Source organism: Anoxybacillus ayderensis, assembly GCF_000833605.1.
Classification (GTDB): Bacteria; Bacillota; Bacilli; order Bacillales; family Anoxybacillaceae; genus Anoxybacillus; species Anoxybacillus ayderensis.
The window spans coordinates 300884-314467 of sequence record NZ_JXTG01000001.1 but is presented as its reverse complement, the minus strand read 5'-3'; the positions used below and the strand labels follow the sequence as shown (position 1 = coordinate 314467).

The window sequence follows — 13584 nt, the reverse complement described above, 5'->3', positions numbered from 1 at the left end:
ATCCCTCACACAAACGGCAACGCCTGTTCATGGACTGAACGTGGGTGGATCAACCCTCGATTATGAAAGGTTGAACTTAAATCAGCATAATGAACAGTGATTGGTAAACGTGTTTTCAGCATAGAATGGATGTGCATAAATGATAGCTTATATGCATCTGAAACGACATCACGAATAGACAAACATTTCGTCTTTTGAACAATCTTTACAGCTTGCGCCATTCCTACAGATTCTCTTGGATCAGTTGCACATAAATAAGCCATCCTTTCTTTCGCATAACATAATCCTTGCACAGTAAACCAACGTCCGTTTGTGTATACAGCCATTCTTCTTCGCGGTCTTTTAATAATTTCAATGAAATCAAATGGGATTTGAAATGACTGCATATACCGTGTTAAATGATCTAAATCTTCTCGACATACGCCATCGCGATGAAATGTAATATGGGCTGGCTTCATTCCATACATTTTCTCGTAGCTAAATATACTCTCATCTATAATTTCTTCCATTGTACGATTGGCAATCGTTTCACCAGCTTCAGCAGTCATGATTGATTTTTGTTTAATCATTCGCCCATCTTTTCCGATCACTTGAATAATCCCAGAAGCATGTTTTCCATGTTCATGACTGACATCTAAACCGATAAAGCAATCTGAATTCATCTCATCTGACAAAATCCACGGCTGAACTCCCGATTTTGCGTAAATTCCTAGTAGCACATTATATTGATAGTACAAATTTTTTACAACTGACGAATCAAATATGACAAACTGTGTCATTATATCTGCTTTCGCACCAAATTCTCGTTTAATTGCCATATATGCTCGATCGATATTTTCTTCCGTTCCAATGACAATAACGGTCCCATCGAACGCATCTGCGATCGACTTTAGTTCGAACGAAAGGCGCTCACTTTTGAAAAAATCAACGGGCAATACCCCAAATAACTGACGCGGTTTTTTCGAGACATTTAACTTTACACCTAGCTTTTCAGATAGATGTTGTAATTTCTTTGTAAAATCCAATATTTCATCTTTCTTCCTTGGATCGTAATTTAATTCTGGATCAACAAAATAGCTAACGGTGATACTCTTCGGCTCATAAACACCCGCTTGGCCTAAACCATCAGACACTTTCGTTGTTTTATAATTTCGACCAAATTCCATCAACGGTGGGGAGAGATTAAAAATATCATAATTAAGATTTGCCGCCCGAACGTTTTCTTTTCTGAAAGTCAACATGTTCTGATATTGCAACAAACGAAATATCTCTTGATAAAGTTTCGGCATTTTCTCATTCGGTGGCAACTTAATGATGCGATTTACTTGCTGCGCGGTTGATGGCATCAATTGTTCATACGAACAAGTAAGACGTAATAAATGAGGTAAGTATGGAAAAATATCACCGTTTTGTGATCTAACATGCACAATAGGTGTCTTATTATGAACACCTTTTAATTTCCATGTTTCATTTTTTGTTATGTAATAATCTATCACACTTTGTTGTAAATATGGGCTCTTTTCTCCAGCAGTATACGGGGCCACCTCAACAAAAGTATAGTAGTACGATTTTTTATTATACGAATCAACGACTTCCACCCCTTCTTTGATCAGTGGAGATCGATCGCGAAGTAAGTCTTCTAATGTTTTTTTATATTCAAAACGATGTTGATATTCAAAGCCGATCAATATATTTCCGTTCTCTTCAACTGTAAAAGATAAGTAAATAGCCGGGTGAACAATAATTTCGTTCATTTCAATCGATTGTTCGGTTTTCAAACAAAACAAATCCTTGTAAATTTTATATTCATTTTTGCATCGTTCTATTAACTCTTGTTTCAATAACCTTTCCAATACCGTTCTTTCTGCGGCATTGGAACATTCGATTGCTCGGTACTCATGTTTAATATATTTATGATCACCCCAATGAACGATCTCTTGAAACGATGCAATATATTGGCCGTGAGCAGCAATGGTCACATTAGCATTCCTCTTTCTTAACTCATAAACAATGTGATGGACAAACGAGTATTTTTGGTTCAGGTTTAATAAAGACACGGTATAAATATGAAGTGGAATGTTACTTGCGTTTTCGTTTGCGATACACTCGGTTATATAGTATTGATTCATCTAACCAATCACCCCTTATGATGAATAGTCATCCGTGCATTGATTCGTTGACAATCATTGTGCTTATAACTCTCTTAATCGGTTTCGTTCAATTCTAATCGTATTGTCTTTACCATCAAGTAGATCAGCACGCTTGCTTCCGTAAATACGAAAACGTGGAGAGCCTTTTATGACCTTCACTGATAACCGAGGTGTTCCACGAGATTGCTGTTTATTTACATCCACACATGCAACGAATTCGTCCCAGCGAACAATAGCGATAATTTGGTTATTGTCACTTACTTGCTTCTGACCACAAATAAAAGCAAAAATTAGCGTTTTATCTGAATGATTTTGATGGACATTTATAATTTCTTGTATTTCGTTGTCACTAAATGTGAAAGACCATGTAAAATCTTCGGAGCCAGATGGGGTAGTATGATATTTTGCATAAATGATGTAACTGTCTTTATTTGTTGTAACCGTATAAATTTGTCTACTTTCATTTTCTTTTTCAAACAATGCTGGTGCCAATCCTCCATTCACTAATACAGAAAGAAGTGCACCATAATAATAATCCGCTTTGCAAATTGTCGTCACTCTGATCCCCCCTAAAATCAAATATCCCACTCCCATTATACGGAAAGAAAACCGAAAATACTGTCGAATATTGTAGAAACTGATGGGTAAATTTTGAACATTTATTGCTACGTGAGGAGGGATTTTTCCTTCTTACTGGCACACACAACGAAAGGGAGCCGGATGACTCCCTTTGTTATATAAGTGTTTAATAAAGAGGAACAGAACCATATCACTTCAGCTTCTCAATCTCTTCTACAGGCAACTCCGTTAGTTCGTGGATCGCCTGTATATCATAGCCTTTCGCCAACATCTTTTTCGCGATCTGGCGCTTTTCTTGCTGCAGACCTTGTTGTAATCCTTGCTGTAGCCCTTGTTGTAGCCCTTGCTGTCGACCTCGTTCCACCCCTTCTTTTAAGCCTTTTTCTAACGCTTTTTTCTCGTACGAAATGATTAACTCCAGCACTTGTTCTTTTTCTTTCGTTTCCATTTCATTCACCTCGTTTCGCAATTGTTGTTCTTCCTCATCCGACAGCTTCACATATGTTTCAAAAAAGCCGATTAATAATCGCTGCTTTGCTTCGTCTAATTCCATGCGCACAATCATTCGTAAAAACTGCTTCTTTAACTCTATTCGTTCACTTTCAGTATACCCCATTTTGCTTAACAACGCAGCGGCAATTGGGTTGTCGTGGCGAATGTAATCACGCCAGTTTTGTTTGCGTAACTCAACAGTAAGAAATTGAAAATGAAGCACATCGAAAAAAGGAAATTGGAGCGTAAACGATGAAGGTTCATGTCGAAGAGAATCATAGCTAAATACCGCAATCGGCAACATTCGCTTTCGGTATTTTTCAAACAAGCGGCTAAAGTAAATAAACATTCGTTCGGGAAACGATGGCTGCACGTAGCTTTGATTTTCGATATGGACGATAATGAGGCTATCCTCTCCTTTCAACTTCGTCTCAACCAGCAAATCGACGCGATACTTCTCCCCCGCCGTCACATCCGTAAACAGCTCCTCCGATAAAAACGACACGTGCTGAAAGTCGATATGCTCATGCACATGCGGGAAAAAGAGAAGAAGAAACTCTTCAAAAAACGTCGTGATCAGCTCCTTAAACAACCGATCATGATCAACCGCCATATATGCACCTCGCTTTCTGTTTTGTTGCATATGTTCGACAAAAGCGGTGATGTTCCTGCTTTGGAAATGGAAAAGCAGAGAGAAAAACTATCACTCTCTGCTTCTACAAATCTCGACATGCTTCGGGGTGTGACAGGCACGCAACCAATTTTTTGTATATTCATGCGCACCATTCCTTTCGCTGTTTCCCGCCTGTTCGTTCTACAACACCATCTTAGCATATTCTTTTGCCTTTGGTGCAAAGTGCAGGGGTAGCGGCATTAACGTGTCCATATTATCGTATTGCAAGCTTGTTTGATTTTGCATTCCCTCAACTTTGTTCAGCTTGCCACCACTGTCAAGGAAAAACCTTCTATACGGCTCTTCCTCATTTGTCGCATATGAACGAAAAGTACACGAATGCTTTTGAATGTCCTCAATCGAATTGCCGTCCACAAGTTTATGTCCCAGCAAATAATTTGATGCACGAAATTTAAAGAGTGATTGAAATTTTCCTCATTAGTTAAATAACACAGTATGAGCCCGGTTCAATACCGAGCTCATACAAAAACCATTCCCAAAAATTCAGCGTCGGACTTTTCTTGTCTTTCATATTAGGTAGCACAAGCATATGAATCTTTTATGGAGCCCATTTCGCGATCAGCTCCTCAAGCAACATCGAGGAAATAACCCCAGGAAATCCGGTGAAAAAATAAACATGACCCACCTCTTTCGCCTCTTTTTCCTCATTCGTACAAGCTATGACAGCAATTTTGCCATGTAATATTCATCGACGTATCGACCGTTGATATTCAACGAATGGCGCTTGACGCCTTCCTGTTCAAACCCCATCTTTTTGTATAAAGAAATCGCAGGGGCATTGTCGACCACGACGGTCAGTTCAAGGCGACGAACGCCTTTTTCCCGCGCCCATCTCTCCAGCTCTGTCAGCAGCATTGTGCCCATTCCTTTTCCACGAAAAGCGGCGAGCAGTCCGATGACAATGTAAACGGAATGTCGATTTCGTCTTGCAAATCCACCCCTTGCCAATAAATAGCCGACCAACTCCCCTTCATCCGTCTCGGCAAGCAATATAGTCGTGTTGTCTTCGTTCGTGATCGCTTCGAGGTGACTGCGCTGCTGTTCGGGAGTGAGCTTGCGTTCCCCCGCTTCAAACAGCAGATAGTCCGACTCCGACTCGACTTGCAAAATGAGCGCAGCGAGCCGTTCGGCATCATCGACCGTTGCGTGGCGAATGTTCAATGTTGTTTCCCCCTTCCAAATACTGCGTTGCCAACTCCGCGCTTTGATAGCGGGCGAGCGCCGTCTTCGCTTTGCGAAAACCTGTTTGCATATAAAACGGCTCGTTTCCGGTCGTGGAAATAAGATGGACACACGACACGGCCTCAAGCTGCGCAAGCAAATCTTCCACAATCGCCTTTCCGATGCCTCGACCTTGATCATCGCGATGAACGACGACGTCATAAATCGCCGCATTAAACACGCCGTCAGAAAGGGCGCGACCAAATCCGACAAGGCGGCCTTCGGAAAAGGCAAGCGCCACGATATTGCTCGCTTGAAACACGCGCTGAATGATTTCTTCCGTATGTTTCGCCCAACCAACGGATTCGTATATTTCTTTCATTCGTTTCCAATCAGCATTTTGCAAATTGCGCTCAGTATGCCATCTTCCCATATCCTCTTCTCCCTCTCTTTTCGATTTCCGGCAGTAACTGGACGTGATCACCGGTTCTGTTCGGCACCCTTCCGTATCGATGCAAAATAACGGCATTTGCTAGAACGAAACAAAACAACAATGAGATAAAACATCTCCCGTGATGTTTTTTCTCCCCTTATAAATTGAAAATATCCGTCAATTCTATCGTACTGAAACGTCAAAGAAAACGTTGTCGAATATTGTAGAAACCCACAGTAAATTTTGAACATTTTTCGCTAAATTAAGATGGTACTTTTCCTTCTTACTGACACACATGCATACATAATTAACGGGAGCCGAATGGCTCCCTTAGTTATATAAAATCATGTTTAAAAAAGAGGAACAGCACCATATCATTTCAACCTCTCAATTTCTTCCACGGACAACTCCGTCAGTTCGTGAATCGTCTGTACGTCGTAGCCTTTCGCGAGCATCTTTTTCGCGATCTGGCGTTTTTCTTGCTGTAGACCTTGCTGTAGACCTCGTTCCACCCCTTCTTTCAAGCCTTTTTCTAACGCTTTTTTCTCATATGAAATAATTAACTCTAACACTTGTTCTTTTTCTTTCGTTTCCATCTCGTTCACCTCGTTTCGCAATTGTTGTTCTTCCTCATCCGACAGCTTCACATATGTTTCAAAAAAACCGATTAATAATCGCTGCTTTGCTTCGTCTAATTCCATGCGCACAATCATTCGTAAAAACTGCTTCTTTAGTTCTACCCGTTCACTTTCAGTATACCCCATTTTGCTTAACAACGCAGCGGCAATTGGGTTGTCGTGGCGAATGTAATCACGCCAGTTTTGTTTGCGTAACTCAACAGTAAGAAATTGAAAATGAAGCACATCGAAAAAAGGAAATTGGAGCGTAAACGATGAAGGTTCACGTCGGAGAGAATCGTAACTAAATACCGCAATCGGCAACATGCGCTTTCGGTATTTTTCAAACAAACGGCTAAAGTAAATAAACATCCGCTCTGGAAACGATGGCTGTACGTAGCTTTGATTTTCGATATGGACGATAATAAGGCTATCCTCCCCTTTCAACTTCGTCTCAACCAACAAATCCACGCGATACTTCTCCCCCACCGTCACATCGGTGAACAATTCCTCCGACAAAAACGACACGTGCTGAAAGTCGATATGCTCATGCACATGAGGGAAAAAGAGAAGAAGAAACTCTTCAAAAAACGTCGTGATCAGCTCCTTAAACAACCGATCATGATCAATGGCCATATATGCACCTCGCTTTCGGTTTTGTTGTGTATTTTCGATAAAAGCGAGGAGATTCCTGCTTTGGGAATGAGGAAACAGAGAGGCGTGGCTCTCTGTTTTGGTGAAAATTCGATAATTTTTTGAGTGTGACAAGTTAGGCAAAATCATCTCCTATAAGGAAAGCCTTTCCTTAATTTTAGATACAATCAGTTCTTCTCGAACTTTTAGAAAATCCCTGTAACTAGATGCTTCCCACAAAGTTTCATCTGCAGGTATTAAATGTTTTCGCAAATAAGTATCTTTTTCACTCACATTACTTTTTATCCATTCACCTAGAGATTTACCATTTTTCACCCATCTATTTGTCACACTATCCAGCAACTGATAATTTCCTATGCGATTGATCTCATATTCATCATATCCATGAGATCGTAAAATATTTACAGGATGTATATGATCTATATCATTCTCACGAATACTCGGTATTTCATCATAAATCATTTGAAATACAATCTCTCTGTCGAATTCGTTTAAATAAGCAGTACGAATATCGTAAAAACGCAATGGATGGCTTCTGTATACCTTAAATAACTCATCTGTGGGAAAATCTTTCAGCTTATACTCTTTAACAATACTAGATATTTTTCGAATTCCTGTTTTATAAGGAATCCACCCACATCCTCTACTAAATACGCCATTTAATAAGGACTTATATAACCACTCACGTATTTTTTGGAAATTACTATTATTTGTATCGAAATTATCGAACATTTCTTCATCTAGTGGTTGTTCGAGTGGTGTTCTATAAAAAATATTATAAGCGATGAAATACAAAGGAATAAAAGATCGGTTTTTCTCTTTTAAGTAATAACTATAAAGTCCCACTGCCTTCAAAAAATTCTTTAACACCTTGATTGTTTTTTGTATTCTCGAAAAATGCTTTGTCGCAAATTCAGCATCTTCTATATTAATTTCGGTCATTTGCTTCATTGGCGTATCACGCAAAACAAAAAGTAAATTAATTAACGTATCTTGTGATAAACCGATGTCGTCGTTTTCTTTTGAAATAACATCTAAAAACAACTCAATTTTCCCATCGAAACCTTTCAAAATAGAGGCCGTTAAATCGTACGAAGACAGTTTCGTTCCTCCATCATTGAGCCTTCTAAATAGTTCAACCACTCTTTGCCGATTCTCGTTCAAGTTTAAAGATTTATTCACCGTGATTTTTGACACCCCGATATTTGTAGCTGAAAAAATATTTTTATAAAATACCCGTACATTTCGAAATACATAGTTCTTTTCCGTCTCATTCACTATATGCTTCAATCGTATGATCTCGTCTGCTACTTGATCCTCATCTTGCGTTTCTTTCAGTCTTCTAAAGAGATCTTTTGCACTATACCACATATGTTCTTTAATACCCTCTTTTTCTTGATCGTATTTAGGTAATTTAGATTCGTCATTTTCAAATTTAAAGGAGTATTCTAAATTAGCAAAATCACTGAACAAATCAAAGTACATTTGCTTTCCTTCGTAACTACCAAGCAAACCTATGTAAAAAGTTTGCAGCCTTTGTTGACCGTCTATTACAAGCATGTGCCCTTTATTTAGAAATTCTCGCTGCACCGAACTAAGAGGATGTCCTTCTTTAGAAAAAGGTCGAAACGCAAAAAGCGGTTCAGATCCTTTTTCTTCTTCAATACAAATAATCCCTCCGAAAGAATTCCCTTTAAGCAAAGTATCGAATAGCAATTCCATTTTTTCTTCATTCCAAACAAGCCTTCTTTGAATCACAGGTAACACAAACTCTTCGTTTGAAATTTTTTTCACAACATCTGACACCCTAAAGGCTTCCCAATTCGCCATAACTCTCTATTCCCCTTTCTGTCACGAGTGACTCCCCTAATAAGGAACATATGAACCGTTCGAAAAAATATGTCCACAATTTGTGGCATAACTATTCTCGAAAAGATAGAAGTCTGTGACTCTATCGAATCTCTGGGTATAACAGGTACCATAAAACCCCATCACAAAATAAAAAAAAGACAGAAGTTTTATCAACTCCTGTCTAATCGGTTCTATCGGCTCATTGCCCGAAGCATAAATTCATTCACATCTCTCTCTGGTCCGATGAATTCGACGTTTGTATGAATCGCTTGGAAGTGTTTGCGGGCGAAGTCGATTTTCGCCGCTTCTTCTGGGCGAAGTGCACCTTCCCAGTCGGTTCCTTTTGTTTCGAGAACGAAGTATAGCTTTTCTTCGCCATCTTTGTCGATCACAAGCGCCCAGTCTGGATTGTAAGCTCCGATTGGCGTGTCGATTTTGAACCAATTTGGCAGTTTGACATACACTTTGACATGTTCGTCTCTTTCGAATCGTTCCGCAAAGTCTGCCTCAATTGTAGAATCATATACGATATGATCGAACAACGATTTTTCACTACGAATCGCATTGTTGTTTAAATACGCAAGCAGCTCTTCATTTTCAAACAGCTCGACGGCATAATATGCATCTCCGCCGATTTTGTAATATTTTACCCCATCTTTTAAAAGCAGTTTCATTTCGCGCTGAATGACTTTTGTGACTTCTTCCATAAACTTTTGCGGATTGTTTTTAAAGTCATCGAGACGGTCGCAGCCGGTTAAAATTTCAACGATTGTTTTTCGCGTTAAATTCGTGCGGTTTTGCAGTTCAGTAATAATGTCTGGCAACGTATGATGCGCTGTAACATAATCTTCTACTCGCTCACTGACGGTTTCCAAGTGTACTCCTTCGACGCGGTCGATCGCCACTTGATCTTTTCTGCTGATAATACGAATTTTTTCAATACGCGGCATGTGTTGAATGCTTTTTATACTTTTTTGAATGAGTTGATCGCTGTCGATTTGAACGGAGTAGACCGTCTTATATTTAATTCGATCCCAAAGCTGACGAAACTCTTCACCAAAAAACACTTGCTTATTTAATTGTACTCTTTTCTTTTTCGTCGCATCTTTAATCGGCAAGTGCTGCAAGTAATGGTTAATTTCGTGCAAAATCGCTTGCTTCCACGGTTGAAAATCTTCGCCAACATTCAATGTATGATTATCTATCGCTTCTTTTAGCTCTGGCTTTGCTTTTCCTTTATCATCAATGTAGCCATTACGCTTCAGCTCTTCGTACAATTTAGCCGATAAATCGTAGCCCATTTGCATCGGTTCTTCTGTATTTGGATCGATATACGTTAATTTGGCAAATACGTGTTTTTCGATCTTGCCGAAAGTCACGCCTGTTTCTTCTTCCATTTCTTTTTGCAAAGAAGCAACAAACTCTTCATACGATTCATTTGCCATCACTGTTAATATGTTCACACTGTCATCTTGCACTCGTTCACCGTTTTGATTTACGGCCAAGCGCAGCCCGCGACCAATTTCTTGACGGCGTGATACGTACGTTCCCGATGAATCTTTTAATGTACAAATTTGAAATACGTTTGGGTTGTCCCAACCTTCGCGCAGAGCGGAGTGCGAAAAAATAAAGCGAAGCGGCTCATCCAAACTTAACAACCGTTCTTTGTCTTTCATAATAAGGTTATATACATCCGTATCCGCTTCCGTATTCCCTTTCGTATCTTTTAATCTCCCTTTTTTATCTTGCGCAAAATAGCCGTTATGCACTTTTTCAATCGGGATATCGACGTCAATGTCGTTAAATAGCGTGCGATATTTTGGCTTCTGAATTAATTTTTGATACTCTTCTTCGAACATCACGGCATATTTTCCTTTTATCGGATTGCCATCTTTATCGTAGTCGCGATAGTTTGCGACTTTGTCGATGAAAAATAAACTAAGCACTTTAATGCCTCGATGGCGTAAGCGCAATTCTTTATCTAAATGCTCTTCGATTGTTTTACGAATTTGATAACGTTTAATTGTATCATCGTCAATATCACCTATGGCGTCACCGATTCGTAAATAATGACCGTTAATTTCGATCGATTCGTTCCCCGGCGTCCAGTCAATTTGCTCAACAATATAGCCGCGATATACGTCACGTTCTCCAGAAACGTCATATAAGTCATCGCCATATTTCACCGTTTTCGTCGTTCGCTTTACTTTCCCACGCGTCTCGACATCCAGTTCAATCGTTGCTTTTCGTTCCTTCACATCTACTAGCTTGATATAAGGCACATTAAACGACGGTTCAGAGCGAACGGACATGACTTCAATTCGCTTAACAAGTTTTTGGTTGTAAGCATCGACCGCATCCAGTCGGTAAATCATATTGTATTTATCGACATGCGTTGCCGAATAACGCAATGTACATAATGGGCTGAGTGACGCAATCGCCTCTTTTGATTTTGGCGTCGTATCGACACTTTGCGGTTCGTCAATAATAACAATCGGGTTCGTTTGGCGAATAAAATCAATCGGTCGATAGCCATTTAAACGGTCGTTCGGGCGATGAATGACGTTTGCTTTGTCTTCTTTTTCTGGATCTTCAAAGCTTTTACGAAAAGCATCAATATTAATAATCATCACTTGAATCGTCGTAGCGGTCGCAAAATTGCGGACGCGATCCAATTTTTGTGAATCGTAAATAAAATATTCTAGCGGCTTGTTGTCATATAGTTCATTAAAGTGCTCTCTTGTGATTTGCAGCGATTTATAAACTCCTTCGCGGATGGCAACAGACGGGACAACGATGACAAACTTTGTAAAACCGTAATGTTTATTTAATTCATAAATTGTTCGCAAATAAACGTACGTTTTCCCTGTTCCTGTTTCCATCTCGATCGTAAAATTCATACCGTCTAACTTCTCGCTGCGCGGCAAGCCGTTTTTCAATTGAACGTCTTGAACGTTTTTTAACATTTCATCGGGCGTAAGGTCTAAACGATTTCCTATCCCGAGCGCTGTTTGAATCATTCCAGCATTTGGTCCATACGAAACGGTAAAATTCGATTGGCTCAGTTCTTGCCCGTTAAAAATTTGCACAACGGAATCAATCGCTTGTTTTTGGTAGGTTAAATCCCCCTGAAACTTTAGCTTCATCTCCTACACGCTCCTTACATCGTTGATTCCGTTCTTTTTCAATGTTTGAATGGCGTTTATTTTCACCGAGTCGTTTATAAAGCCCGATTCTTTAAAAATGACTTTCGGCGATAAATGTTCGGACTTATGTTTCATCATTTCGTGGACAATGTCCAAATCAATGTCATCTTCTAAGCACAATAGCACCGCACCAAACCCGACGTTGTAAATCGTTTTGCCGTTGTAGTCGATTTCTTCAATCGCCGTCGTGAGCGGCAGACCGATTTTTAATAAAATTTCGTACAATAAATCTTCTTTTGTCCGGTCTTCTTTCATATTATTTTGCAAGTCGAGGAGGGTTTGCTCTAAGTTTTCAAAGTCAGGATCCCACGTTTTCACGTTTGACGAATCAAGCGTAAACACTTTGAATCCTATATCCAAATCCGTTTTTCCTGTTTCCTGCACAATTTTTTCCCCCGCACGACGAATACGCTCTTTTCCGATTTCGCAAATGTTTTTGTAGCCAGCTTTATACGCTTCTGAGTTCTCAGCAGTTGGTTCTGGTAACTGTACCATAATAAACTTCCGATTCCCGCCATCTTCGGCATTTAGCTGCATCACCGCATGGGCGGTAGTCGCGGAACCGGAGAAGAAGTCTAGGACAATCGAAGGGTCTGATGTACATAAATTACAGAAAAATCTAATTAATTCAACAGACTTTGGATAATCAAAGTAGTTATGCATATTTATTTTTTTTAAGGCTATTGATCCCTTCGCTGTTGTACCAATATCATCCAATAAAAGTGTGTCATGTGGAGTTATAGAAAATCCTGGAGGGAACTTTCTGTAAATCTCATATTTACCACCTTTATTAGTTAACTCTAAAAATCCTTGAGATAACAACTGCTTTGCCGTTTCCTGTCCCACACGCCACCTTCCATCTGAGCCGTCATCTTTAATCGGATATACTGTTACTCCGTCTATAGTTATAGGATAATACATAGATGGTCTATCTTCCCGTCTATCAGCTTGTCCCCATTGACGTAAATTTTCTTTGCGCCCTTCGACTTCTTTCTCAATCATTTTAAAAGTAACCATCTGAATATTTTGAGCATAACAAAGTATATACTCATGTGTAGTTGATATGGTTGAAGTTGTCCCCACTTTCCCTAGTTTTGATTTCCAAACAAACTGCGCAATAAAATTATCCTCCCCAAATATCTCATCACAAATTTTCTTCAAATTCGCCATTTCATGATCATCAATACTAATAAAAATAACCCCATCCTCCCTTAACAAATTCCTCGCCAGTTTTAGCCGCGGGTACATCATATTCAACCAATCGGTATGATACCGTCCGTTTGTTTCGGTATTTGCTTTTGTTGTTTGCTGCGTCATTTCTTTGTAGTTTTTAATGTTATCGCGGAAGTCGTCTTTATAAACAAAGTCTTTTCCGGTGTTGTATGGCGGGTCGATGTAAATCATTTTAATTTTGCCAAAGTATGATTTTTGCAATAGCTTCAATACTTCGAGGTTATCCCCTTCAATATAAAGGTTTTCCGTCGTGTCCCAGTTTTTGCTTGATTGTTTGTCTGGTCTAAGCGTTCCAGTGGACGGGGTTTGCGCAAGTTTCATGGCTTGTGTCTTGCCATGCCATGTAAATTCGTATCGTTCATTTCTTTTTTCAATTTCTTCACCAAGTATAAGTTTTAGTTTCTCAAAATCGATTTTTCCTTCCGTCACGACTTCTGGGAATAGCTTCTTTAATGCTTCGATGTTTGTTTGCACTAAATCCAACGATTTTCCGTCTAACTTTTCCATCGGTTTT

The 13584-nt window shown here is 39.5% G+C and carries 9 protein-coding genes; all 9 read right to left on the bottom strand.

The window, feature by feature from the left end; all coding sequences use genetic code 11:
- Positions 1-5: 5 nt before the first annotated feature.
- The gene (locus JV16_RS01580) at positions 6-1979 is read right to left on the bottom strand and encodes a Piwi domain-containing protein (protein WP_021096116.1); all 1974 of its coding nucleotides are present in this window, start codon (positions 1977-1979) and stop codon (positions 6-8) included.
- 213 nt (positions 1980-2192) lie between these two features.
- Positions 2193-2708, bottom strand: a complete 516-nt coding sequence (locus JV16_RS01575; protein ID WP_042533924.1) for a hypothetical protein — start codon at positions 2706-2708, stop codon at positions 2193-2195.
- A 211-nt stretch (positions 2709-2919) separates the two neighbouring features.
- Positions 2920-3834, bottom strand: coding sequence for an RpnC/YadD family protein (locus JV16_RS01570; RefSeq protein WP_042533921.1), 915 nt, complete (start codon positions 3832-3834; stop codon positions 2920-2922).
- 738 nt (positions 3835-4572) lie between these two features.
- A complete protein-coding gene (locus tag JV16_RS01565) occupies positions 4573-5076 on the bottom strand; it encodes a GNAT family N-acetyltransferase (protein ID WP_021095385.1) in 504 nt (167 codons plus the stop codon).
- Positions 5048-5509, bottom strand: coding sequence for a GNAT family N-acetyltransferase (locus tag JV16_RS01560; RefSeq protein WP_021095386.1), 462 nt, complete (start codon positions 5507-5509; stop codon positions 5048-5050). The genes JV16_RS01565 and JV16_RS01560 overlap by 29 nt, the downstream gene beginning before the upstream one ends.
- Positions 5510-5883: 374 nt before the next feature.
- Positions 5884-6762, bottom strand: a complete 879-nt coding sequence (locus tag JV16_RS01555; RefSeq protein WP_042533919.1) for an Rpn family recombination-promoting nuclease/putative transposase — start codon at positions 6760-6762, stop codon at positions 5884-5886.
- Positions 6763-6912: 150 nt separating this feature from the next.
- Positions 6913-8610, bottom strand: coding sequence for a DUF262 domain-containing protein (locus JV16_RS01550; protein ID WP_021095388.1), 1698 nt, complete (start codon positions 8608-8610; stop codon positions 6913-6915).
- Between the two features lie 212 nt (positions 8611-8822).
- Positions 8823-11777, bottom strand: a complete 2955-nt coding sequence (locus tag JV16_RS01545) for a type III restriction-modification system endonuclease (RefSeq protein ID WP_021095389.1) — start codon at positions 11775-11777, stop codon at positions 8823-8825.
- 3 nt (positions 11778-11780) lie between these two features.
- Positions 11781-13577 (bottom strand): site-specific DNA-methyltransferase, encoded by a 1797-nt coding sequence (locus JV16_RS01540; RefSeq protein ID WP_042533917.1) that lies wholly within the window; start codon positions 13575-13577, stop codon positions 11781-11783.
- Positions 13578-13584: the final 7 nt, after the last annotated feature.